Raw genomic sequence first — 23042 nt, 5'->3', positions numbered from 1 at the left:
GCCTCTCAGGCGTAGCGACTCGGCGGGACGGGCAGCCCCATGTTCTCGCGCAGGGTCGCCGCGGGCAGTTCCGGCGGCAGCGCACCACGTCGCACGAGCAGCGGCACCACCTGCTCGACGAACTCCTCGAGCCCCGCGGGGACGGAGGAGAACGCGAGGGTGAAACCGTCGGCGGCCCCGTTCTCGAAGCGTTCCACCATCCAGTCCGCGACCTGCTCGGGCGTCCCGGGCAGGAACCGGCGGCGCAGCATCGTCCGGTACAGGTCGCGCACCGTGAACCGCTCCGGGTCCGACTGCCGCTCCATGAGCTTGCGAATCCCCTCGAACACCGTCTGCACCTGGTTCGACCCGCCGCTGAAGTCGAACTCGAACCGATCGTCGAGGGGGTGGCCCGACAGGTCGACCCCGAGGTGGTGGGAGAGCCAGTCGAGGCTGAGGCGGTCCGGGGTCAGCGCCTCGATCTCGTCCACCCGTTCGAGGGCGCGTTCCGGCGTCTCGCCGAGGACGGGGGAGAGGGCGGGGAGGACCTTGAGGTGGGCGGGGTCGCGGCCGTTGTCCGCGGCGCGGCGCTTGTAGTCGTCGGCGAGCTTCCGAGCGCCCTCCAGCGGGGCGCTGCCGGGGACGAAGACGGCCTCGGCGTGCTTCCCGGCCAACCGGCGGCCGTCCTCGGAAGAACCGGCCTGGAACAGCACCGGGTGGCCCTGCGGCGGGCGGGGCAGGTTCAGCGGACCGCGGACGCGGAAGAACTCACCCTCGTGGTCGAGGACGTGCATCCCCGCCGGGTCGGCGTAGCGGCCCGAGGTGACGTCGGGCCGGATCGCGTCGTCGTCCCAGCTGTCCCACAGGCCCTGCACGACCTCGACGTACTCGCCCGCCCGGCGGTAGCGCGCGGCGTGGTCCAGGTTCACGTCGAGACCGAAGTTGCGCGCCTCCTCGTCGCTGGCCGAGGTCACCAGGTTCCACCCGGCCCGCCCCGAGCTCAGGAAGTCCAGCGAACCGACCTGACGGGCGGTGTGGAAGGGCTGGTTCCACGTCGTGGAGACGGTGGCGACCAGCCCGATGCGTTCCGTGCTGCGGGTGAGCGCGCCCAGGAGCCCGAAGGGTTCCGGGCGGACGTTGGCGACGTGCTCGACCCCGGAGGGGAAGCGGTCCCACACGTAGAGCTCGTCGGCGTAGAACAACGCCGTGAACCCGCCGCGCTCCGCGGTGCGGGCGAAGTCCTCGTAGTAGCCGTGGGTGAGGTAGTCGTCCGGGCGCCCGCCCGGGAGCCGCCAGCTCGTGAGGTGCTCGCCCCCGGGGTAGAAGAGCATCGCGGTGAGGATCACGAGCGGGCACGCTACCTGCGCCCCGACCGGGTGAAGCGCTTGACACGGGACCCGCGGTCACCGTTCACTGGAAGAGCCATCCAGAGCGGCCGAGAGACCTGGCTCGTCGACGCCGCAGCAACCGCCTTCGGGTTGGTGCTTCCGCCAGGACCGATGGGAGAAGCTCCGTGCCTGAACACCGCCTGACGCGCCGTCTCGTGATCGACCTCCTGCGCAGCGCCGGGATGACCTGTCGGGCCTGAACGCCCGCCAGGTCCCCCGTTCACGCTCCCCGGAAGGTTCCGTCGATGCCGCACGTCCCGTCCCAGCACGGTTTCGCCACCCAGCAGGTCCACGCCGGTTCCTCACCCGACCCCGCGACCGGTTCCCGCGTCACCCCCGTCCACCTGACCGCCGGTTTCGTCTTCGACGACTTCGAGCAAGCGCGTGCCCGCTTCGCCGGTGAGGACGACGGCTACGTCTACACCCGGATGGCCAACCCCACGACGACGGCGCTGGAGCAGCGCCTCGCCGTCCTCGAGCACGGCAGCGACGCGATCGTCGTCGGCACCGGCCAGGCCGCGATCACGGTGGCCCTGCTCGGCGTCCTCGGCGCCGGCGACCACGTCGTCGCCGCGGGGGACCTCTACGAGGGGTCTCGCGGCCTGCTCGTGGACAACTTCGGCCGGCTCGGGATCACCGTCGACTTCGTCGCCGACAGCACCGACCCCGCGGCGTGGGAGGCGGCGGTGCGCCCCGAGACCCGGGTGTTCTTCGCCGAGTCGATCGCGAACCCGAAGAACGTCGTCCTCGACGTGCCCGCCGTCGCCGCCGTGGCCCACCGGCACGGCATCCCGCTCGTCGTCGACAACACCTTCGCCACGCCCTACCTGCTGCACCCCCTCGACCACGGCGCCGACGTCGTCGTGCACTCCGCGAGCAAGTTCCTCGCCGGGCACGGGGCGGCCCTGGGTGGCGCGATCGTCACGGGCGGTTCGTTCGACTGGAGCGGGTTCGACCACCTGACCGCTCCGGCGAACGTCCTCGCCGGGGTCAGCTGGGTCGAGGCGCACGGGCCGCGACGGGCCTACGTCGAGCACACCCGGGCCGTCGTCGCCTCGCGGTTCGGGCCGACGATCTCCCCGTTCAACGCCTTCCTGGTCCAGCAGGGCCTGGAGACCCTGTCGTTGCGGGTGGCGCGCCAGACGTCGACGGCCCTGGAACTCGCCCGCTGGTTGGCGGCGCGTCCGGAGGTCGTGAGCGTCGACCACGCAGGACTCCCCGGCCACGGGACCTCCGCGGTCGCGCAGCGGTTGCTGCCGCGGGGCAGCGGCGCGGTGTTCTCCTTCACCCTCGAGGGTGGACGGGCTGCGGCGCAACGCTTCGTCGACGCCGTCGAGCTGTTCACCCGGATGACCCACGTCGGCGACGTCCGCTCGCTGGTCATCCACCCGGGGAGCACGACGCACGCCCACCGCACCGAGGCCGAACGCCTCGCCGCCGGGATCTGGCCGGGACTGGTGCGGCTCTCGATCGGGCTGGAGGAACCCGAGGACCTGCTCGCCGACCTGGAGCTCGCCCTCGCCGCCACGGTTCCCGCCGAGCTCCCGGTGGCGGTCTGAGGTGACGCGCCTGCAGCACTTCGGGTACTTCTTCTCCCGGGGTTTCGGCCCGCAGGGCTGGGGCCGGGACTACCAGGCGTGGAACGACGACTGGACGCGTCCCGACCTCTACGCCCACGCGGTCCGCGACCTCGAACGCGCGGGTTTCGACCTCGTGGTCATCGAGGACGCCATCTCGCTCGGCAACCCCGACACCCTCGACCTGCGGGTCCGCGCCGCCTACGGCGGGCCCAAGCACGACCCGCTGCTGCTCGCCCCGTACCTGTTCGCGGCGACCCGGCACCTCGGCGTCGTCCCCACGATCAACGCGGGGATCACCCCGCCCTACCTCGCCGCCCGGCAGGCCGCGACCCTGCAGCACCTGTCCGGCGACCGGTTCGGGATCAACCTGGTGACCGACGTCGGCAGCGCCCGCCACGTCGGGCTCGAACCCGTCGCGCACGACGTCGCCTACGACCGCGCCGAGGAGTGGATCGACGTCGTCCGCCGGTTGTGGCACAGCTGGGACGCGGACGCCCTCGTCGCGGACGCCGAGACCGGGCACTTCGCCGACGGGTCGAAGATCGACGCGTTCCAGCACCGGGGGGAGCACTTCCGCCTCGACGGACCGCTGAACGCGCTGCCCTTCGACGGCGGGGACCCGGTGGTCGTCTCGCCCGGGGGTTCCGCGCGCGGCCTGGGTTTCGCCGGGTCGCGTTCCGACGTGCAGCTGGCGCTGGCGCCGCTGCAGGTCGAGGAGGTGCGGGCCTACCGGGCGAAGGTGCTGGCGGCCGCCGCGCTCGCCGGTCGCAAACCCGCGGACGTCCGCGTGCTGTTCGTCGTCAAACCGGAACTGCTCGCCAGTCGGGAGGAGGCCGACCGGGTCGTCGCCGCCTCCCGCCACGCCTCCGACGCCGTCCTGCACGAGGTGGCGCTCGCCTGGTCCAGCGACCTCGAGACCGACCTCACGGCCCTCCCGCTGGACGCGCCCATCGATCCCGCGGTGTTCGGTGACCACGTCTCGCTCGGCACCCTCACCGCGTTGCGCGGGGACACCCCGGACGCCCCGCTGCGGGAACTGCTGGCCCGCAAGGCCCGCAAGGGGCGTCTCGGTGACCGCAGCGGGTTGGTCGGGACGGCGGAGGAGTTCGCCGACCTCGTGGAGGAGTTCGGTGCGGACGCCGACAACGACGGGTTCCTGCTCTCCGGAGACCTGCACCCGGTGACGTTGCACCGGTTCCTGGACGACCTCGTCCCGGTGCTGCGCCGGCGGGGGATCCTGCGCAGCGGGTACGGTGGCGGCGGGTTGCGGGGCAACCTCTTCGAGTTCTAGCCCCGTTCGAGTTCTAGCCCAGGAATTCGCGCACCCCGGCGCGCAACCGGTCCAGGGCGTCGGCGGTCGCCGCGGGGTCCCCGGGGAACTCCAGGACGTGGTCGGCGCCGACGAACTCGAGGACCTCGCGGTCGCTCTCGTGGGCCAGGGTCCGGTTCCACGACGGGTCGGCCGTCCCGCCGACGAGCAGGGTGTGCGCGTGCGAGCGGGCGGCGGCGAGCCCGACGGCCGGTTCGTCGAGCAACGGCGTCAGCCAGATGCCCGCGAGCGCGAGGTCCGCGGCCACGGGCAGGGCCAGCGTGGTCAGCGACTTCGCGACGACGAAGTTCGGGCGGAGGTCGTGCAGCAGGGCCCGCACCAGGTCGGGGGTGTCAGCCGCGGTGGGGGCGGGGCCGTCCCAGGAGAGGGTCAGCACCCGGTGCCCGGCGGCGAGCAGTTCGTCGCGGACCACCCGCAGGACGGGCCGGTCGGCGTCGTAGCCGCGCCCCGGGAGCACCAGCGTGGGTGCCCCCGGGGCGTGGCCCGCGGAGTCGATCCTCATCGGTGCGGGATCAGCTCGGGTCGGCGCCGAGGACGACCTCGAACTCCAGCAGCGAGGCGCCGGTGGCGACCGGCTTGGCCCGCTCGCCCGCGTGGGCGGCCTGCGCGCCCCCGCCGGCCCAGGCCTGGAACGCCTCCTCGCTCTCCCACTTCGTGTAGACGAAGTAGCGGGTCTCCCCCGAGACGGGGCGCAGGAGTTCGAAACCGAGGAACCCGGGAGTTCCCTCGACCGCACCCATGCGGGCGCCGAACCGGCGCTCCAGCTCGGGCCCGCCACCCTCGGGGACCTCGATCGCGTTGATCTTCACGACAGCCATGCCGACAGCGTCTCAGGGTCAGTCGGCGATGGCGGCGACCGGGGGTGTCCTCGCTGCACGTCGTGCCGGCAGCACCGAGGCGAGCACCCCGGCGAGCGCGGCGACGACGACGATCCCCCCGACCTGACCCCACGGCACGGCGAGCACGACCGGCATCTCGGCGCTGAGCACCGAGGCCGTCCCGGCCAGGCCGTACCCGGTGCCGAGGACCACCCCCAGCACCGCGGCGACGCCGGCCACGAGCAGCGCCTCCCAGGCCAGCACGGCGCGCAGCTGGCCGCGGGTCAGCCCCAGGGCCCGCAGCAGGCCTGACTCCTGCCGTCGTTCGACGACGGAGAGGGCGAGGGTGTTGCCGACCCCGATGAGGGCGATGACGACGGCCACGGCCAGCAACCCGGTCACGATGAGGAGCATCGTCGTGAGGAGCTGGTCCAGGGAGTTGCGCAGGCTGGCGATGCCCTGGACGTCGCTGGAGGGCAGGACCTGGGCGAGGGCCTCCGAGATCCGGTCCGTCGCCGCGGCCTGGGCCCCGGTGTCCCCGTCGGCCAGGCGGATCCAGGCGCCCGTCGGCTCGAGGTCGCTCCGCAGCCGCTGCGCGTCGGCCTGGGTGATGACCGCCGGGGACTGGCTGTCCGGGGCGACCCGGACGGTGAACGGGACGGCGGCGCCGCTCGGCGCGCCGGCGTCGTCGAGGACCTGCAGGGCCAGCGTGTCCCCGTCGGAGAGACCGGCACCGAGGGTGGCCGGGAGGACGATCTGACCGGCCCGGGGCAGGGGCGAGCGCTGCTGCGAGCGCACGACGGCGCCCGCCGCGGCCGGGTCGACGGCGTCGACCGTGAGGTTCAGCGAACCGTCCGCGGTCGTGAGGTCCAGGTTCTCGACCAGCGCGAGACCGGCGACGCCGTCGACCCCGCGCACCGCGGCCACGACGTCGGACCCCCAGGGCTGCGAGGCGGTGGCGACCACGTCGGTCGGGTAGCCGGCGTCCATGGCGCGCAGGGCGCTGACCCGTGTCGAGGAGGTCCCGACGACCATGGCCGTCGTCAGCGTCACCCCGATGACCAGGGCGGTGGCGGTGGCGGCCGTGCGCCGGGGGTTGCGGAGCGAGTTCCCGGCGGCGAGTCGGGCCGGTACCCCGCCCAGGCGTCGGAACGGCCTGCCCGCCAGGGCGACGAGCGCCGGCACGAGGTGCTGGGCCAGCAGCAGGAACCCGAGGAAGCTGAGGGCTCCCGCGACGAGGGCACCCAGGAGCTGGCCACCGGCGGCCAGCACGACCATGGCGGCGGTGGCGGGGACGGTCACCACGAGACCGAGCACGAGGCGCACGACGCCGGCCCGGGAGCGCACCGGAGCGGTGGACAGCGGCCGCAGCGCGGCCAGCGGCGCGACCCGGGTCGCGGCCCGTGCCGGGGCGAGCGCGGCGAGGACCGTCACCACGGTGCCGAGGACGAGACCCGCGAGGACCGCGGAGGGGGGCAGGACGACGTCGGTCAACGGGACGGGGGAGTCGACGCGACCGGCCAGCCCCGCCACCGCCCGGGCGAGACCGGACCCGGCCAGCACGCCGACGATCGAGGCGAGCAGCCCGACGACGAACGCCTCGCCCAGGACGCTGCGACCGATCTGGCCGCGGTCCGCACCCACGCAGCGGAGCAGGGCGAGCTCGCGGGTGCGCTGGGCCAGCAGCACCGCGAAGGTGTTCGCGATGACGAGCCCGGCGACGAGGACGGCGATCGCCCCGAAGGCCAGCAGGACGCTGGTCAGGCTCTGCGCGTCCCCGGTGAAGGAGTCGGCGACGTCCTGCGCGGCCTGCTCGCCGGTGGTGACGGTCACCGTGGCCGGCGCGACCGCGGCGATCCTGTCCAGCAGGGCGGCGAGGTCGGTCCCCGGGGAGGCGGCCACCCGCAGCCGGTCGGGGGATCCCGCGCCCCACGCGGTGACCGCCTCGTCGGTGCCGAAGACCGTCGGCACCAGGCCCGCGCGGGGGTCCCCGGCGAGGTCGACGGTCCCGACGACGGTCACCTGCTGGGTGACGGGTTCCGGGGACCCGGAGGCGTCGTCGCCCACGGGGTAGTACGTGAGGGCGATCCGCGTCCCGGGCGCGACGTCGACGCGGTCGGAGACGGCGATCTCGTCCGCGTCCTGCGGCAGGCGGCCGCTGCTGACGTGCTGCCACCGCAGCGTCCCCGGACTGCCGACGCTGCGGGCCTGCGCCGACGTCGCACCGGTCCGGTCCGGCAGTCGCACCTCGACGGAGGTGGAGAGGTCACCCGCGACCGCGGCGACGCCCGGCAGGGCCGCCACCACGGGTTCGAGGGCGGTGAGCGGCTGGTCCTCGGCGTAGGGGTCGCTCGGGGTCACGACGACGTCGCTGGCGACGAACTGCGCGCCGACCCCCTGCAGGACAGCGGCCTTCGCCGTCGCGTTCAGGGACAGGGTCGCCACCACGAAACCCACGGCGATGACGATCGTGAGGCAGGAGGCGAGCACGCGTGCGCCGTGCGCACGCAACTGGGCCAGGGTCACCCGGAGCACGGTTCAGACCCCCAGGGTGCGCAGGGCGTCGATGACGTCGTCCGGGGTGGGGCTGGTCAGCCCACCCGCGAGACCGCCGTCGGCGATGAGGACGACGCGGTCGGCGTAGCTCGCCGCGACCGGGTCGTGGGTCACCATCACGACGGTCTGGCCGACCTCGCGGACGCTGCCGCGCAGCAGGCTGAGGACCTCCGCGCCGGCGCGGGAGTCGAGGTTCCCGGTGGGTTCGTCGGCGAAGACGACGTCGGGGCGGGGGAGCAGCGCGCGGGCGACGGCGACGCGCTGCTGCTGCCCACCGGAGAGTTCGTGCGGGCGGTGCCGGAGCCGGTCGGTCAGCCCGAGCCGGTGGACGACGTCGTCGCGCCAGGCCGCGTCGGGCTCCCGGCCCGCCAGGCGCAGCGGCAGCAGCATGTTCTCCTCGGCGTCGAGGACGGGCAGCAGGTTGAAGCTCTGGAACACGAAACCGATCCGGTCCCGTCGCAGCCGGGTGAGCTCGGCGTCCTTCAGGGCGGTGAGTTCGGTGTCACCGAGGAAGACCTGCCCCGCGGAGGCGACGTCGAGGCCGGCGAGGCAGTGCATCAAGGTGGACTTGCCGGAACCCGAGGGGCCCATGATCGCGGTGAACTCGCCCCGGGTGAACTCGACGTCCACCCCGGCGAGGGCGTGCACGACGGCGTCACCGCGGCCGTAGGTCTTGCGCAGACCCACGGCACGGACCGCGGAACTGTCGTGGAGCTCGGACACGGTGGTTCTCCCAGGATCGCGGGGGTTCTCGAACACCCTCGACGCTAGGGACCGCGGCCCCGCGCAGCGTCTGGCCCTGAGTGGATCCTGAGGTCATCCCGTGGTCTGACGGTCCTCCCGCCGCTCCGGGCGCGGGGCCGACGCCACCGACTCCAGTGGTCGATGCACCTAGGCTCCTGCCCGTGGTCACCCTCGGCACCCCGAACTCCCCGTCCGCGACGCGCGTCCTGATGCTCGGCTCCGGTGAGCTGGCCAAGGAGGTCGTCATCGCCCTGCAGCGCCTGGGGGTCGAGACGATCGCCGTCGACCGCTACGAGGGCGCCCCGGCCCAGCAGGTCGCCCACCACTCCCGCACCATCGCGATGAGCGACCCGGACGCCCTGCGCGCCCTACTGCGGGCGGAGCGACCGGACGTCATCGTCCCCGAGATCGAGGCGATCGCCACCGACGTCCTCGTCGAGCTGGAGGCCGAGGGTTTCCGGGTCGTCCCCACCGCCCGGGCCGCCCGGTTGACCATGGACCGCGAGGGGATCCGCCGCCTCGCGGCAGAGACCCTGGGTCTGCCCACGAGCCCCTACGCGTTCTGCGACTCCCTCGAGGAGCTCCACGCCGCCACCGGCGGGACGATCGGGTTCCCGTGCGTCGTGAAACCCGTCGTCTCCAGTTCCGGCAAGGGACAGAGCACGCTGCGTTCGGCCGCCGACGTCGAGGCGGCGTGGGAGTACGCCCGCTCCGGCGCCCGCGTCGAGCGACCCCGGGTCATCGTCGAGGGTTTCGTCGAGTTCGACTACGAGATCACCCTCCTCACCGTCCGCTCCCTCGACGCCGACGGCGAGGTCGTCACCCGGTTCTGCGACCCCGTCGGGCACCGCCAGGAACGGGGCGACTACGTCGAGAGCTGGCAGCCGCACCCCATGTCGCCGACCGCTCTGGCGCGGGCGCAGGAGATCGCCGCCGCCGTCACCACCGACCTCGGCGGCACCGGGCTGTTCGGCGTCGAACTCTTCGTCCGCGGCGACGAGGTGCTCTTCAGCGAGGTCAGCCCCCGTCCGCACGACACCGGCATGGTCACCCTGGCCACGCAGTTCCTCAGCGAGTTCGACCTGCACGCCCGGGCCCTCCTCGGACTGCCCGTCGACGTCGAACGGCACTCCACCGGCGCCAGCGCCGTGATCTACGGCGGCGTCGACGCCGTCGCCATCTCCGCCGACGGGGCCGCCGAGGCGCTCGCCGTGCCCGGCAGCGACCTGCGCTGGTTCGGCAAACCGGAGAGCTTCACCCGCCGCCGGATGGGCGTCGCGCTGGCCCGGGGGGCCGACGTCGAGCAGGCGCGCGACCGCGCGACCCGTGCGGCCGCCGCGGTGCGTCCCCGGGCGTAGCGCCTACCGCGCGTCGCGCAGCACGTCGCCGGGCTGGACGAGCCCGGCGGCGTAGGCCAGCACGACGGCCTGCACCCGGTCGCGCGAGTGCGTCTTGGCCAGCACCCGTCCGACGTGCGTCTTCACCGTCGCCTCGGAGACGACGAAGCGCTGGGCGATCTCGCCGTTGGTCAACCCGTGGGCCATGCACTCCAGCACCTCCCGCTCCCGGGGGGTCAGGTCCGTCGGGATCCCCTGCGGCGCAGCGGAGGGAGTCGCCGCACCGGCCCGCAGCAACGGGCCCACGTGCTGCAGCAGCCGGCGGGTGGAACTCGCCGCGATGACCGCGTCGCCGGAGTGCACCGTGCGCACCGCGGCCAGGAGTTCCTCCGGCGGCGCGTCCTTGAGCAGGAAACCGCTCGCCCCCGCACCGATCGCCGAGACGACGTACTCGTCGAGGTCGAAGGTCGTCAGCACCACGACCTTGGGGCCCGCCGAGGCGCTGCCCGAGGTGATGGCCGAGGTGATGCGCCGCGTCGCCTCGATCCCGTCGAGACCGGGCATGCGCACGTCCATCAGCACGACGTCGCAGGGGGTGGAGGTGACGACCCGCACGGCGTCGGCCCCGTCGGAGGCCTCGCCCACGACGTGCAGGTCGGGTTGGGAGTCGATGACCATCCGGAACCCGGCGCGCACCAGCTGCTGGTCGTCGACGAGGACGACGCGGATCGGTTCGGTGGGATCGCTCACGTCACGAACTGTAGGGAAGGCGCGCCCGCACGGAGAAACCCCCACCGGTGCGCGGCCCCGACGTCACCGACCCACCGTGCAGCCGGGCCCGCTCCGACATCCCCACCAGACCCTGCCCGCCGGGGCTCGGCTGGACCATGGACGCCGCGCCGCGGCCGTCGTCCTCGACGTCGAGCCGCAGGGCGTCGTCGTCCCAGCGGACGACGACCCGGGTCCGGGCCCGCGGACCGGCGTGCTTGAGGACGTTGGTCAGCGACTCCTGGACGATCCGGTAGGCGGCCAGCCCGATCGCCGGCGGCAGTTCCCGCGGGGGGCCGAGGACCTCGGCCTCCACCTCGAGGCCGCTGGTGCGCACCTGCTCGACCAGTTCCGGGATCATCCGCGCGTCCGGTTGCGGGGCGAGTTCGTCGCCGGGTCCCTGCCGCAGGACGCCGAGGAGGTTGCGCATGTCGGCCAGGGCCTGGCGTCCGGTGCCGGAGATCGTCTCCAGCACCGTCGGCGCGATCGCCGGATCGGCCTGGGCGGCGTAGCGCCCGCCGTCGGCCTGGGCGATGATCACCGACAACGAGTGCGCCACGACGTCGTGCATCTCGCGGGCGATGCGCTGGCGTTCCGCGGTCGCCGCCAGCCGGGACTCGTTGTCCCGTTCGTTCTCCAGCAGCCGCGCGCGCTCCACGAGGGCCACCTCGTTCTGGCGCTGGGAACGGCGCAGGCTCCCCAGCGACCAGCTGGCCAGCACCATGAAGCCGATGAAGGCGCTGAGCAGGACGACGGCGCCGATCCCGGTGCCGCTGAAGAACCGGACCGCGCAGACCAGGGCCCCGGCCAGGCCCAGGGCGAGCCCGCCCCGGGAGGCCCAGGGCTTCGCGTAGGCGGCCAGGGCGTACACCGCGGCGAGGACCGCGACGTTGCCGAACGCGGGGCTGGGCAGGAGGAGCTGGGAGAGGCCGAAGAAGGCGACGAGCCCGCCGGAGACCTCCGGGTGACGTCGACGGACCGCCAGCGGCAGGCACATCCCCGCACTGACCACGGCGCCGGCCAGGCCTCCCGCGAGTCCGGCCGAGAGGCTGCTGAGCCAGCCGATCCCCGCCAGGACGAGGGCGGTCAGGGCGTCGATGAGCAGGCTGTTGGCCCGCGTCCAGTTCACGACGCGGTCGAAGACGTTCCGCCTCGGTTCCGGCAACACCGTCACAGCGTAGGGATCCCGGCGGGCGCCGGCGTCGGGCCGCGGGGGGATCCGGGCCGTCCCCCCGCGGGATGACCCGTCCGCACGACGAGACGAGGTGACCGCATGCTGGACAGGTCGACCGTGGTCTCGACTAGCCTCGCGCGCATGACGGACACCCTGCGACTCGCGGTCATCCCCGGCGACGGCATCGGCCAGGAGGTGACCGTCGAGGCCCTCAAGGTGCTCTCCGCGGTGCTGGACCAGGCGGGCCAGAAGGTCTCGACCACCGAGTACGACCTCGGCGCCCGGCTCTACCACCGCACGGGGGAGACGCTGCCCGACACCGTCCTCGAAGAGGTCCGCGGTCACGACGCGATCCTCCTCGGCGCCGTCGGTGACCCGAGCGTGCCCAGCGGGGTCCTGGAGCGCGGGCTGCTGCTCAAGCTGCGCTTCGCGCTGGACCACTACGTCAACCTGCGCCCCTCGAAGCTGTTCCCCGGGGTGCCGAGCCCGCTGGGTGACCCGGGCGACATCGACTTCGTCGTCGTCCGCGAGGGCACCGAGGGTCCCTACGTCGGCAACGGCGGTGCGCTGCGGGTCGGCACGCCGCAGGAGATCGCCACCGAGGTGAGCGTCAACACCGCCTTCGGGGTCGAGCGCGTCGTGCGCGACGCCTTCGCCCGCGCCGCGGCACGTCCGCGCCGCAAGCTCACGCTGGTGCACAAGCACAACGTCCTCGTGCACGCCGGGCACCTGTGGCGCCGCACCGTCGAGGCGGTCGGGACGGAGTTCCCCGACGTCGCCGTCGACTACCTGCACGTCGACGCGGCCACGATCTTCATGGTGACCGACCCGTCGCGGTTCGACGTGATCGTCACCGACAACCTCTTCGGCGACATCCTCACCGACCTCGCCGCGGCCGTGACCGGCGGGATCGGCCTCGCCGCGTCCGGCAACGTCAACCCGGACCGCACCGCCCCCAGCATGTTCGAACCCGTCCACGGCTCGGCCCCCGACATCGCGGGTCGCCAGCTCGCGGACCCGACGGCCGCCGTGCTGTCGGTCTCGCTGCTGCTCTCCCACCTCGGCCGGGACGAGGCCGCGGCGCGCGTCGACGCGGCCGTCACCGCGGACCTGGCCGCCCGGGCGAGCGGTGAGGTCGGGACGCGCTCCACGGCGGAGGTCGGCGACGCGCTGGCCGCCGCCGCGACCGCCTGAGCGCGGGGTACCGTCGATCCACCACCGTCAGCTCACGAGGAGACCGCGCATGAGCGCCACGCCGACCGCCACCCCCACCGGATCCGCCCCCCGGCTGACGTTCCCCGTCACGCCGTCGGCCACTCCGGTCGCGGCGGAGCGTCGGGCGGAGATCCTCCGGGCGCCGGGGTTCGGGAAGTTCTTCACCGACCACATGGCCATCGCCACCTGGACGAAGGGCGAGGGCTGGCACGACACCGCCGTCGTCCCCTACGGGCCGCTGCAACTCGACCCGGCCGCCGCGGTGCTGCACTACGCGCAGGAGATCTTCGAGGGGCTCAAGGCCTACCGCCACGCCGACGGCAGCGTCTGGACCTTCCGTCCCGAGGCCAACGCGGCGCGCATGGCGCGGTCCGCGCGACGTCTCGCGCTGCCCGAGATCGGCGAGGAGACGTTCCTCGAGGCGATCACCCAGCTGGTCCGGGCCGACGAGGCCTGGGTCCCCACGGGTGGGGAGTCCTCCCTGTACCTGCGTCCGTTCATGGTCGCCACCGAGGCGTTCCTCGGGGTCCGCGCGGCGCACGAGGTGAAGTTCCTCGTCATCGCCTCCCCGGCCGGCGCCTACTTCTCCGGCGGGGTGAAGCCGGTCTCGATCTGGCTGTCGCAGAACTACTCCCGCGCCGCCCTGGGGGGCACGGGTTCGGCCAAGTGCGGCGGGAACTACGCCGCCAGCCTCGCCGCGCAGGACGAGGCGGGCGAGCACGGCTGCGACCAGGTGTGCTTCCTCGACTCCGCCGAGCAGAAGTACGTCGAGGAACTCGGCGGGATGAACCTGTACTTCGTCCACGACGACGGTTCGATCGTGACCCCTGAACTCACCGGCACCATCCTCGAGGGCATCACCCGCGCCTCGATCATCGACCTCGCCAAGGACCTCGGCCACGACGTCAGCGAGCGCCGCGTGAGCATCGACGAGTGGCGCGAGGGGGTCGCCTCGGGTCGGATCACCGAGGTGTTCGCCTGCGGCACAGCGGCTGCGGTCACCCCGGTCGGCAAGCTCGTGTCGGCGGACGGGGAACTCTCGCACGGGACCGGTTCCGCCGGCGAGGTCACGATGACGATCCGGGAGAAGCTGCTCGACATCCAGTACGGCCGGGCCGAGGACACCCACGGCTGGCTGCGCAGACTGGTCTGAGGGGAGGGGCCGCCGCCCGGCGGCCCCTCCCACCCCGTCGGACGGCGGGGTCGCGCCGCGTCACTAGGGTGAGGCCATGCGCATCGCCAGGTTCTCCTCCAGTGGTTCCGACCCGCGCTACGGCGTCGTCGAGGGCGCTCCGGGCGAGGAGGAGATCCTCGTCGTCGCGGGCGACCCGCTCTTCACGCCGCTCAGCCCGACGGGCGAACGCGTCCCGCTGGCCGACGCCCGGCTGCTCGCGCCGGTCATCCCCCGCTCGAAGGTGCTCGGGATCGGGCGCAACTACGCCGCCCACGCCGAGGAACTCGGCAACGAGGTGCCCGAGGAACCGCTGGTCTTCACCGTGCCGAACACCTCGGTGGCCGGTCCCGGCGACCCGCTGGTGATCCCGGCCTGGGCCGGGGAGGAACTGCACTACGAGGGCGAACTGGCGATCGTCATCCGCCGGATCTGCAAGGACGTCCCGAAGGAGCGGGTCAAGGAGGTGATCTTCGGCTACACCATCGCCAACGACATCACCGCGCGCTCGCTGCAGGGTCCCGACAAGCAGTGGTGGCGGGCGAAGGGTGCCGACGGGTTCACCCCGCTGGGGCCCTGGATCGAGACCGACCTCGACCCCTCCGACGTGCGGATCGAGACCCGTCGCATCACCGGCGGGCAGAGCGAGGTCGTCCAGGACGGACGGACGTCGCTGATGGTCCACGACATCCCGGCGATCATCGCCCACGTGTCCTCCGCGATGACGCTGCTGCCCGGCGACGTGATCATGACCGGGACCCCGGCCGGGGTCGGACCGGTGCGCGCCGGACAGCGCGTCGAGGTGGAGATCGAGGGCCTGGGGGTCCTCTCGACCTCGTTCAGCTCCCCGGAGTGACCCCAGGAGTGACCCCAGGAGTGACTGCTGGAGCGATCGCCACGGTGATGGTGTCGTTGGCGGTCTGCTTGGAGTAGTCGCTCGCGCCGGGCGCGCTCTGCTCGAGCACGTCGTAGGAGATCAGGAGTTCCACGCTGCGGGTGCCGACGGGCACGGCCGGGATGACGAACGACGTCGAGTAGGCGTAGGGCGCCATGGCCAGGTAGCCCGGGGTCTGGCGTGAGACGTCCTGGACGCTGACCGGGGAGGTCACCGTGCCGTCGGCCGCGACGGCGGAGGAGGTCACGGTGAAGGCGCTGACGTAGGCCTTCTGCTGCTTCTTCGCGGTGCCCAGGTTCGGCCCGGTGATGGTCGCGGCGAGCTGGATCGGCTTCGCGGCCTGCGGGGTCCACCTGCCCATGTCCAGCGTCGACCAGTAGTCGACGGCCACGGTCATGCCGCCGGCCTGCAGCTCGTGGTGGGCGGAACCGAGGGCGAGGTCGTTGGCGACGGGTTCGACGGCGACGGTGGCGGTCGGGGTGGGCGTCGGGGTGGCGGTCCGCGCGGGGGTCGCGGTCTCCACGGGCAGGCCGGCGGCGGCCTGCACCGAACCGCAGGCGGTGAGGGCGGCGAGCGGCAGCAGGAGGGCGGCGGTAGCGAGGCGGAGCGAGGGGCGGGTCACGAGGGTCCTCCGGAGGGGGCGGCGGGGGAGCGGGGCGGTCTCCACGACGCTGACACGCGTGACGCTGCGTGTTCGTCCGTGCCACCCGAACGGCCCACCCGTGACGCTCTGCGACCACTCTCGTGGGCGAATAGGCTGGGGCCGCCATGACTGACATCGCCGCACCTCCCGCCCCGGGCTCCTCGCCCGTCCGTGTCCGCTTCTGCCCCTCGCCGACGGGGACGCCTCACGTCGGCCTCATCCGGACGGCCCTGTTCAACTGGGCCCACGCCCGCCACACCGGCGGGAAGCTCGTGTTCCGCATCGAGGACACCGACGCCGCCCGCGACAGTGAGGAGAGCTACGCGCAGATCCTCGACGCGCTGAGCTGGCTGGGGCTGGACTGGGACGAGGGCATCGACGTCGGGGGCCCGCACGAGCCGTACCGGCAGAGCCTGCGCCGCCCGATCTACGACGACGTCGTCGCACGACTGCGCGCGGCCGGGCACCTCTACGAGTCGTTCTCGACCGCCGAGGAGATCGAGGCCCGCCACGAGGCCGCCGGTCGTCCGAAGGTCCTGGGCTACGACGGTTTCGACCGTGACCTGACCCCGGAGCAGGTCGCCGCGTTCCGCGCCGACGGTCGCGAGCCCACCCTGCGGCTGCGGCTGCCCGAGGGGCGCGACTACTCCTTCGACGACGTCGTGCGCGGCCGGATCGAGTTCAAGGCCGGGTCCTTCCCCGACCCGGTCCTGGTGCGCGCCAACGGCGATCCGCTCTACACGCTGGTGAACCCCGTCGACGACGCCCTGATGGGGATCACCCACGTCCTGCGCGGGGAGGACCTGCTCTCCTCCACCCCCCGCCAGATCGCGTTGCACGAGGCGCTCGTGGACATCGGCGTCTCGCAGGCCGTCCCGTTGTTCGGGCACATGCCCTACGTCATGGGGGAGGGGAACAAGAAGCTCTCCAAGCGCGACCCGGAGTCGAACCTCTTCCACCACCGCGACCGGGGGTTCGTCCGCGAGGGGTTGCTGAACTACCTCGCCCTGCTCGGCTGGGGCATCGCCGACGACCGGGACGTGTTCTCCGTCGAGGAGATGGTGGCCGCCTTCGACGTCGCCGACGTCAACGCCTCACCCGCCCGCTTCGACGTGACCAAGGCCGAGGCGATCAACGCCGCGCACCTGCGGTTGCTGGCTCCCGACGACTTCCGGCAGCGGTTGGTCCCCTACCTGCAGACGGGCGGCGTCCTGCCGGCCGAGCCGTCCGCGGAGCAGCTGGAGCGGCTCACCCTGGCCGCCCCGCTCGTGCAGGAGCGGATGACCCTGCTCGGCCAGGCCCCCGGCATGCTCGGGTTCCTCTTCGTCGCGGACGCGGACGTCGTCCTGGAGGAGGACGCCACCACGGCCCTGCGACCGGAGGCCGCCGACGTGCTCGACGCCTCGCTCGGCGCACTGGAAGCGTTGCCGCAGTGGAGCACCGCCGAGCTGGAGACCGCGTTGCGGGCGGCCGTGGTGGACGGGCTGGGGATCAAGCCGAAGTTCGCCTTCGCCCCGTTGCGCACGGCCGTCACGGGGCGCCGGGTCTCCCCGCCGTTGTTCGAGTCGATGGAGATCCTCGGTCGCGAGTCGTCGCTGGCGCGGCTGCGGCGGCTGCGCGCGACCCTCTGACCTGCCCGTCGGCTCCCCGTCGGCTCCCCGTCGCGCCTCAGGTCGCGCGACGGGGAGCCGATTTGGGGTGCGGGGCGCGGACGCGTTAGAGTTCATCTCGTTCGGGCGGTTCGCCGCTCGGATCAGTCACCATGGGGTATGGTGTAATTGGCAACACGGCTGTTTCTGGTACAGCTATTCTAGGTTCGAGTCCTGGTACCCCAGCGCTTGTCGCAGACGTCGACAGTCCGGAGCACACCGCTCCGGGAGGTAGACTCTCCGAGGCGGGTTCCGGGAACGGAACTCCTGAGCTAGGGCCCCGTTGTGTAGCGGCCTAGCACGCCGCCCTCTCACGGCGGTAGCGCGGGTTCGAATCCCGTCGGGGCTACAGATCAAGGCTCCCGGTCACTGACCGGGGGCCTTCTTCGTTGCCGGGCAACCAGTCAGGTCTGGGGCGCGAGGGCGGCGCCGAAGGCGGCGGCCGTGGCGAGCACCGCGTCGGCGTGACGACGACCGGGGTGGCGACCGAAGCGCTCCGCGGGGCCGGACACCGAGACGGCCGCCAGGACGCGTCCAGAAGGCCCGCGCACGGGCGCGCTGACCGAGGCGACCCCGGCCTCCCGTTCGCCGCTGGAATGGGCCCAGCCGCGCCGCCGGACGCCCGAGAGGGCGCTCGCGTCGAAGCGTGCGCCCATGAGCTCCACCGAGAGCCGCTCCGGGTCGTCCCAGGCGAGCAGCACCTGGGCCGCGGACCCGGCGGTCATGGTCATGGAGGCGCCGACCGGGACGGTGTCACGCAGACCGTGCAGCCGTTCGGCGACGGCGATGCAGATGCGGTGCTCCCCGTGGCGGCGGTAGAGCTGCGCGCTCTCGCCCGTGGCGTCGCGCAGGGCGCTCAGCAGCGGTCCCGCGACGGCCACCAGCCGGTCCTCGCCGGCGGCGGCGGCGAGCTCGGCGTGCCGGGCTCCCAGCACGAACCGGCCCTGCAGGTCGCGCGCCACGAGACGGTGGTGCTCGAGGGCGACGGCGAGGCGGTGCGCCGTGGGGCGGGAGAGACCGGTCACCGATACCAGCTGGGCCAGGCTCGCCGGGCCGGCCTCGAGCGCGCCCAGGACCAGCGCCGCCTTGTCGAGCACGCCGACTCCGCTACTCTTGTCCACGAAGCGATACTGGCGTCTCAAAACGTGAGACGCAAGTGAGGGGAGCGGAGCATGGCACGCACGCTGGCGGAGAAGGTCTGGGACGACCACGTCGTCCGCAAGGGGCAGGACGGGGAACCCGACCTGCTCTACATCGACCTCCACCTCGTCCACGAGGTGACCAGTCCGCAGGCCTTCGACGGGCTGCGGATGGCCGGGCGTCCGGTGCGCCGTCTCGACCTCACCATCGCGACCGAGGACCACAACACCCCCACCGCCGACATCGACCGTCCGCTGTCGCTGCTCGAGGACAAGGTCTCGGCCAAGCAGCTGCAGACCCTGCGCTCCAACTGCGAGGAGTTCGGCGTCCGGCTGCACCCCCTCGGTGACGCCGAGCAGGGGATCGTGCACGTCGTCGGCCCGCAGCTGGGCCTGACCCAGCCGGGCATGACCGTCGTCTGCGGTGACTCCCACACCTCCACCCACGGCGCGTTCGGCTCCCTGGGCATGGGGATCGGCACCAGCGAGGTCGAGCACGTCCTCGCGACGCAGACGCTGCCGCTCAAGCCGTTCCGCACGATGGCGATCACGGTGAACGGGACACTGAAGCCTGGCACCACCGCCAAGGACGTCATCCTGGCCGTGATCGCGGAGATCGGGACCGGCGGCGGACAGGGCTACGTCCTGGAGTACCGCGGCGAGGCCATCCGCAGCCTCTCCATGGAGGGTCGGATGACCATCTGCAACATGTCGATCGAGGCCGGCGCCCGCGCCGGCATGGTCGCCCCCGACGACACCACCTTCGCGTACCTGAAGGGGCGTCCGCACGCTCCGCAGGGCGCGGACTGGGACGCGGCCGTGGAGTACTGGCGGACGTTGCGCACCGACGACGACGCGGAGTTCGACGCCGAGGTTGTCCTCGACGGGAACCTGCTGGAACCGTTCGTGACCTGGGGGACCAACCCCGGGCAGGGCGTCCCGCTGTCGGGCTCCGTCCCCGTCCCCGAGCAGATCGGCGACGACGGCGTCCGTCAGGGCGTCGAACGGGCGCTGGAGTACATGGGCCTCGAGGGCGGGACCGCCATGCGCGACATCGCCGTCGACACCGTCTTCATCGGTTCCTGCACCAACAGCCGCATCGAGGACCTGCGGGCCGCGGCGGAGGTGGTCCGGGGCCGCACGAAGGCCGACTCCGTGCGCGTGATGGTCGTCCCGGGTTCGGCGAAGGTCCGCCTGCAGGCCGAGGCCGAGGGGATCGACACCGTCTTCAAGGAGTTCGGTGCCGACTGGCGCTTCGCGGGCTGCTCGATGTGCCTGGGCATGAACCCCGACCAGCTCGCCCCCGGGGAACGCTGCGCCTCCACGTCCAACCGCAACTTCGAGGGCCGCCAGGGCAAGGGGGGGCGGACCCACCTGGTCAGCCCCCTGGTCGCCGCCGCCACGGCCGTGCGGGGGACGCTCAGTTCCCCCGCCGACCTCGAACCCGCGCTCTGAGAGGGGATCACCATGGAGAAGTTCTCCGTCCACCGCGGTGTCGGGGTGCCGATGCGCCGCACCGACGTCGACACCGACCAGATCATCCCCGCCGTCTACCTCAAGCGGGTCACCAAGACCGGTTTCGAGGACGCGCTCTTCGCCGCCTGGCGGGGCGACCCGGGCTTCGTGCTGAACCAGGAGCCCTACCGGGCCGGGTCCGTCCTCGTGGCCGGCAAGGACTTCGGGACCGGGTCCAGTCGTGAGCACGCCGTCTGGGCGTTGCGCGACTACGGGTTCAAGGCCGTCCTCGCGCCCCGCTTCGGCGACATCTTCCGCGGGAACTCCGGCAAGCAGGGGTTGCTCGCGGCCGTCGTCGCGCAGAGCGACATCGACCTGATCTGGAAGGCCCTGGAGGCGCACCCGGGGACGGAGGTGACCGTCGACCTCGTCGAGCGCATCGTGCAGGTCGACGACTTCACCGCCCCCTTCGAGGTCGACGAGTACGTGCGCTGGCGGCTCATGGAGGGCCTGGACGACATCAGCCTGACCCTCCGCCACGCCGACGCCATCACCGACTTCGAAGGCCGTCGGCCGTCGTTCAAGCCCACCACGACCCCCCTCGCGTCGACCGCCTGACCCGTGCACGGACGACCCCGGACTCCCGCTGCGGCGCAGCGGGACCGGGGTCGTTCTGCGTCCTGACCCGTTGCGCGGCAACCCTTCCGATGAAATCCCTTGCGGCACGGGCGGACCCGTCGTCGGCTCCGTCGGAAGCCCTGCGGCACAGTCGGGGCGGTCGTCGGGAAGCCCAGGTGTGCTGCGGCGCAACGACTCGCCGCCGGGCCTGTGGTGGACTCAGGTGATCGTCGGTCGTACCGTTTCCTCGTCGGGCTCCTGCTCGGCCAACCACGGACGACCCGTACCCCCCTGGAGGAGCCCCCGTGAACAAGGCAGAGATGGTGGACGCGCTCGAGGTGACCCTCGGCGGTCGCAAGCAGGCCGTCACGGCCGTCGAGGCGGTCGTCGAGCTCATCACGCTGACCGTCGCCAAGGGTGACAAGGTCGCGATCAGCGGTTTCGGCACCTTCGAGAAGCAGGCCCGCAACGCCCGCACCGGTCGCAACCCGCGCACCGGTGAGGCCGTCAAGATCAAGAAGACCTCGGTGCCCCGCTTCCGCCCGGGCACGGCCTTCAAGGAGGTCGTCTCCGACACCAAGGCGCTGCGCGCCTTCCAGGCCGCGGCGAAGGAGCGCGCGGCCACGGGCGGTGTCGCGCCCGCCGCGACCTCCACCCCCACCACGACCAAGAAGGCCGCTCCGGTGGCCCGCAAGGCGGCTCCGGTCAAGGCCGCCCCGGCCCGGACCACCACCACGGCCGCGAAGAAGGCCGCTCCGGCGACCCGCACCGCGACCACCGCCGCCGCCAAGAAGGCGGCTCCGGCCAAGACCGCCACCACCACCCGTCGGGTCGCCAAGAAGGCCTGACCCGCGACAGCAGGAGGCCCCCGGACCCACTGGGTCCGGGGGCCTCCTGCGTGCTGGCGGGGGTCAGTCGCGGAAGGTCTCGATCTGCGCGCCCAACGGCGTCAGACGTTCTGCGAGCTGCTCGTAGCCGCGGGCGATGATGTCCACGTTGCGCAGCACCGAGGTCCCCTTCGCCGCCAGCATGGCCAGCAGGACGACCACGGCGGGACGCAGGGCCGGCGGGCAGAGCACCTCGGCGCCGGACCAGCGGGTGGGGCCCTCGACGAGCACCCGGTGCGGGTCGAGCAGCTTCACCCGCGCGCCGAGGCGGTTGAGCTCGGTGAGGTAGATCGCCCGGTTGTCGTAGACCCAGTCGTGGACCGTCGTCGAACCCTCCGCGCTCGCCGCGATGACGGCGAAGAACGGCAGGTTGTCGATGTTCAGGCCCGGGAACGGCATCGGGTGGATCTTGTCGATCGGCGCCTTGAGCTCCGAGGGGAAGACCGTGATGTCGACCAGGCGGGTGCGCCCGTTGGCCGCGGTGTACTCCGGCGTCAGGTCGTACTTCAGACCCATCTCGGACAGGATCGCGAGCTCGATCTCGAGGAACTCGATCGGCGCCCGGGTGACCGTGAGCTCGGAGTGCGTGATGATCGCCGCGGTCAGCAGGCTCATCGCCTCGACCGGGTCCTCGGAGGGGGCGTAGTCGACGTCGACGGAGATGTCCTTGACGCCGTGCACGACGAGGGTCGTGGTGCCGATCCCGTCGATGCGGACCCCGAGCTGCTCCAGGAAGAAGCAGAGGTCCTGGACCATGTAGTTCGGGCTCGCGTTGCGGATCGTGGTGATCCCCTCGACGCGGGCCGCCGCCATGAGGGCGTTCTCGGTCACCGTGTCGCCGCGTTCGGTCAGCACGATCGGGCGCTGCGGGGAGACGCTGTGGTCGGCCGTCGCGTGGTAGAAACCGGTCGTCGCCGTGATGGACAACCCGAAGGGGCGCAACGCGACCATGTGCGGCTCGACCGTGCGGGTCCCGAGGTCGCACCCACCGGCGTAGGGTAGGGCGAACTCGTCGTAGCGGTGCAGCAACGGCCCGAGCATCATGATGATGCTGCGGGTGCGACGGGCGGTCTCGCCGTCCATCGCCTCGAGGTCGAGGGTGTCCGGCACGTCCAGGACGAGGTCGGCCTCGTTGATCCACTCGTACTTCACGCCGATGCTGGCGAGCACGTCGAGGATGCGGTGGATCTCGAGGATCCGGGCGACCCCGCGCAACGTGGTGCGGCCCTTGTTCAGCAGCGCCGCGCACAGCAGGGCGACGCCGGCGTTCTTGCTGGACTTCACCGCGATGCTGCCCGACAGCTTCACGCCGCCGTGCACGCGCAGGTGCGTCGGCCCGGGACGCCCGATGGAGACGATGTCGTCCTGGAGGGCGTGACCGACGCGTTGGAGCATGTCGATCGAGACGTTCTGCTGCCCCTGTTCCATGCGGTGGACGGCGCTCTGGGACGTACCCAGGCGTTCCGCGAGCTGGACCTGTGTGAGGCCTCGGTGCTTGCGGGCGTCGCGGATGAGGGCGCCGATCTGCGACAGGTGGTCGCTGCTCGACGTCATCTGCTCGGTGGAGACTGCCATGTCCGCACCGTATCTCATAGATGAGATAAAGCTTGCGCTCCCCGGGATCCCGGGCGTGTCACCGCTGTGATCAGCGTGACACAGGCCCCGGGTGTTCCCGTTCCTGCGACGCGCGTGTCCC

The 23042-nt window shown here is 72.6% G+C and carries 20 protein-coding genes, 2 tRNA genes and 1 riboswitch; of the genes, 12 read left to right on the top strand and 10 right to left on the bottom strand.

What is annotated here, in order from left to right; all coding sequences use genetic code 11:
- Positions 1 to 5: 5 nt before the first annotated feature.
- Complete coding sequence (locus OG218_RS05215) at positions 6 to 1325, bottom strand: NtaA/DmoA family FMN-dependent monooxygenase (protein ID WP_328292139.1); 1320 nt, start codon at positions 1323 to 1325, stop codon at positions 6 to 8.
- A gap of 73 nt (positions 1326 to 1398) precedes the next feature.
- Positions 1399 to 1485: riboswitch (SAM riboswitch) on the top strand.
- A gap of 127 nt (positions 1486 to 1612) precedes the next feature.
- Here OG218_RS05215 and OG218_RS05210 point away from each other — a divergent pair.
- Together OG218_RS05210 and OG218_RS05205 are read left to right on the top strand one after the other, a co-directional pair.
- Positions 1613 to 2926, top strand: coding sequence for an O-acetylhomoserine aminocarboxypropyltransferase/cysteine synthase family protein (locus OG218_RS05210; RefSeq protein WP_328292138.1), 1314 nt, complete (start codon positions 1613 to 1615; stop codon positions 2924 to 2926).
- A 1-nt stretch (position 2927) separates the two neighbouring features.
- Entirely contained in the window at positions 2928 to 4238 is a 1311-nt protein-coding gene (locus OG218_RS05205; protein ID WP_328292137.1) for an LLM class flavin-dependent oxidoreductase, read from the top strand.
- Between the two features lie 13 nt (positions 4239 to 4251).
- On the opposite strand, the gene OG218_RS05200 is transcribed toward OG218_RS05205, so the two are convergent.
- Genes OG218_RS05200 through OG218_RS05185 form a run of 4 tightly spaced genes read right to left on the bottom strand, consistent with a single transcriptional unit; the run spans position 4252 to position 8374 of the window.
- Positions 4252 to 4779, bottom strand: a complete 528-nt coding sequence (locus OG218_RS05200; protein ID WP_328292136.1) for a hypothetical protein — start codon at positions 4777 to 4779, stop codon at positions 4252 to 4254.
- A gap of 10 nt (positions 4780 to 4789) precedes the next feature.
- On the bottom strand, positions 4790 to 5095 hold the full coding sequence (locus OG218_RS05195; protein WP_328292135.1) for an antibiotic biosynthesis monooxygenase family protein: 306 nt from the start codon (positions 5093 to 5095) through the stop codon (positions 4790 to 4792).
- 18 nt (positions 5096 to 5113) lie between these two features.
- Positions 5114 to 7630 (bottom strand): ABC transporter permease, encoded by a 2517-nt coding sequence (locus OG218_RS05190; RefSeq protein ID WP_328292134.1) that lies wholly within the window; start codon positions 7628 to 7630, stop codon positions 5114 to 5116.
- Between the two features lie 3 nt (positions 7631 to 7633).
- Complete coding sequence (locus OG218_RS05185) at positions 7634 to 8374, bottom strand: ABC transporter ATP-binding protein (RefSeq protein ID WP_328292133.1); 741 nt, start codon at positions 8372 to 8374, stop codon at positions 7634 to 7636.
- 182 nt (positions 8375 to 8556) lie between these two features.
- Here OG218_RS05185 and purT point away from each other — a divergent pair, with 182 nt between their 5' ends.
- Positions 8557 to 9753 (top strand): formate-dependent phosphoribosylglycinamide formyltransferase, encoded by a 1197-nt coding sequence (purT, locus tag OG218_RS05180; protein WP_328292132.1) that lies wholly within the window; start codon positions 8557 to 8559, stop codon positions 9751 to 9753.
- Positions 9754 to 9756: 3 nt separating this feature from the next.
- Here purT and OG218_RS05175 read toward each other — a convergent pair whose 3' ends face one another.
- Positions 9757 to 10482 carry a response regulator transcription factor gene (locus tag OG218_RS05175; protein WP_328292131.1) on the bottom strand — a complete coding sequence of 242 codons (726 nt, stop codon included), beginning with the start codon at positions 10480 to 10482 and terminating at the stop codon, positions 9757 to 9759.
- Between the two features lies 1 nt (position 10483).
- On the bottom strand, positions 10484 to 11668 hold the full coding sequence (locus OG218_RS05170; protein ID WP_328292130.1) for a sensor histidine kinase: 1185 nt from the start codon (positions 11666 to 11668) through the stop codon (positions 10484 to 10486).
- A 147-nt stretch (positions 11669 to 11815) separates the two neighbouring features.
- Between OG218_RS05170 and OG218_RS05165 the strand changes: the two genes are divergently transcribed.
- The 3 genes from OG218_RS05165 to OG218_RS05155 all read left to right on the top strand — a co-directional run bounded on the left by OG218_RS05165 (position 11816) and on the right by OG218_RS05155 (position 14916).
- Complete coding sequence (locus OG218_RS05165) at positions 11816 to 12868, top strand: 3-isopropylmalate dehydrogenase (RefSeq protein ID WP_328292129.1); 1053 nt, start codon at positions 11816 to 11818, stop codon at positions 12866 to 12868.
- Positions 12869 to 12917: 49 nt separating this feature from the next.
- A complete protein-coding gene (locus OG218_RS05160) occupies positions 12918 to 14042 on the top strand; it encodes a branched-chain amino acid aminotransferase (protein ID WP_328292128.1) in 1125 nt (374 codons plus the stop codon).
- A gap of 76 nt (positions 14043 to 14118) precedes the next feature.
- Positions 14119 to 14916, top strand: coding sequence for a fumarylacetoacetate hydrolase family protein (locus OG218_RS05155; protein WP_328292127.1), 798 nt, complete (start codon positions 14119 to 14121; stop codon positions 14914 to 14916).
- Here OG218_RS05155 and OG218_RS05150 read toward each other — a convergent pair.
- Entirely contained in the window at positions 14900 to 15577 is a 678-nt protein-coding gene (locus OG218_RS05150; protein WP_328292126.1) for a hypothetical protein, read from the bottom strand. The genes OG218_RS05155 and OG218_RS05150 overlap by 17 nt on opposite strands.
- A gap of 146 nt (positions 15578 to 15723) precedes the next feature.
- On the opposite strand from OG218_RS05150, the gene gltX reads away from it, so the two are divergent.
- The 3 genes from gltX (at position 15724) to OG218_RS05135 (ending at position 17596) form a co-directional block, all read left to right on the top strand.
- Positions 15724 to 17229 carry a glutamate--tRNA ligase gene (gene gltX, locus OG218_RS05145; protein WP_328292125.1) on the top strand — a complete coding sequence of 502 codons (1506 nt, stop codon included), beginning with the start codon at positions 15724 to 15726 and terminating at the stop codon, positions 17227 to 17229.
- A 132-nt stretch (positions 17230 to 17361) separates the two neighbouring features.
- Positions 17362 to 17433 (top strand) — tRNA-Gln (locus tag OG218_RS05140).
- A 90-nt stretch (positions 17434 to 17523) separates the two neighbouring features.
- A tRNA-Glu gene (locus OG218_RS05135) sits at positions 17524 to 17596 on the top strand.
- A 55-nt stretch (positions 17597 to 17651) separates the two neighbouring features.
- Here the strand turns inward: OG218_RS05135 and OG218_RS05130 are convergent.
- Positions 17652 to 18368: an IclR family transcriptional regulator gene (locus OG218_RS05130; RefSeq protein ID WP_328292124.1), complete on the bottom strand. Its 717-nt coding sequence runs from the start codon at positions 18366 to 18368 to the stop codon at positions 17652 to 17654.
- A 51-nt stretch (positions 18369 to 18419) separates the two neighbouring features.
- On the opposite strand from OG218_RS05130, the gene leuC reads away from it, so the two are divergent.
- From leuC to OG218_RS05115, 3 genes are all read left to right on the top strand, one after another.
- The gene (gene leuC / locus OG218_RS05125) at positions 18420 to 19841 is read left to right on the top strand and encodes a 3-isopropylmalate dehydratase large subunit (protein WP_328292123.1); all 1422 of its coding nucleotides are present in this window, start codon (positions 18420 to 18422) and stop codon (positions 19839 to 19841) included.
- A 12-nt stretch (positions 19842 to 19853) separates the two neighbouring features.
- The gene (gene leuD, locus OG218_RS05120; RefSeq protein WP_328292122.1) at positions 19854 to 20459 is read left to right on the top strand and encodes a 3-isopropylmalate dehydratase small subunit; all 606 of its coding nucleotides are present in this window, start codon (positions 19854 to 19856) and stop codon (positions 20457 to 20459) included.
- 305 nt (positions 20460 to 20764) lie between these two features.
- Positions 20765 to 21307 (top strand): HU family DNA-binding protein, encoded by a 543-nt coding sequence (locus tag OG218_RS05115; RefSeq protein ID WP_328292121.1) that lies wholly within the window; start codon positions 20765 to 20767, stop codon positions 21305 to 21307.
- A gap of 63 nt (positions 21308 to 21370) precedes the next feature.
- On the opposite strand, the gene OG218_RS05110 is transcribed toward OG218_RS05115, so the two are convergent.
- Complete coding sequence (locus OG218_RS05110) at positions 21371 to 22900, bottom strand: helix-turn-helix domain-containing protein (protein ID WP_380162463.1); 1530 nt, start codon at positions 22898 to 22900, stop codon at positions 21371 to 21373.
- Positions 22901 to 23042 lie beyond the last annotated feature (142 nt).

Origin of the sequence: Kineococcus sp. NBC_00420 (assembly GCF_036021035.1) — a bacterium.
Classification (GTDB): Bacteria; Actinomycetota; Actinomycetes; order Actinomycetales; family Kineococcaceae; genus Kineococcus.
The sequence above is the reverse complement of the archived record's forward strand: the minus strand, read 5'-3'. Positions and strand labels throughout refer to the sequence as shown.

Excerpts from the sequence above, each read along its gene's own strand:
- OG218_RS05210 (WP_328292138.1), top strand. The coding sequence starts at position 1,613 with ATGCCGCACGTCCCGTCCCAGCACGGTTTCGCCACCCAGCAGGTCCAC.
- OG218_RS05200 (WP_328292136.1), bottom strand. The coding sequence starts at position 4,779 with ATGAGGATCGACTCCGCGGGCCACGCCCCGGGGGCACCCACGCTGGTG.
- OG218_RS05195 (WP_328292135.1), bottom strand. The coding sequence starts at position 5,095 with ATGGCTGTCGTGAAGATCAACGCGATCGAGGTCCCCGAGGGTGGCGGG.
- OG218_RS05165 (WP_328292129.1), top strand. The coding sequence starts at position 11,816 with ATGACGGACACCCTGCGACTCGCGGTCATCCCCGGCGACGGCATCGGC.
- OG218_RS05160 (WP_328292128.1), top strand. The coding sequence starts at position 12,918 with ATGAGCGCCACGCCGACCGCCACCCCCACCGGATCCGCCCCCCGGCTG.
- OG218_RS05155 (WP_328292127.1), top strand. The coding sequence starts at position 14,119 with ATGCGCATCGCCAGGTTCTCCTCCAGTGGTTCCGACCCGCGCTACGGC.
- gltX (WP_328292125.1), top strand. The coding sequence starts at position 15,724 with ATGACTGACATCGCCGCACCTCCCGCCCCGGGCTCCTCGCCCGTCCGT.
- leuC (WP_328292123.1), top strand. The coding sequence starts at position 18,420 with ATGGCACGCACGCTGGCGGAGAAGGTCTGGGACGACCACGTCGTCCGC.
- leuD (WP_328292122.1), top strand. The coding sequence starts at position 19,854 with ATGGAGAAGTTCTCCGTCCACCGCGGTGTCGGGGTGCCGATGCGCCGC.
- OG218_RS05110 (WP_380162463.1), bottom strand. The coding sequence starts at position 22,900 with ATGACGTCGAGCAGCGACCACCTGTCGCAGATCGGCGCCCTCATCCGC.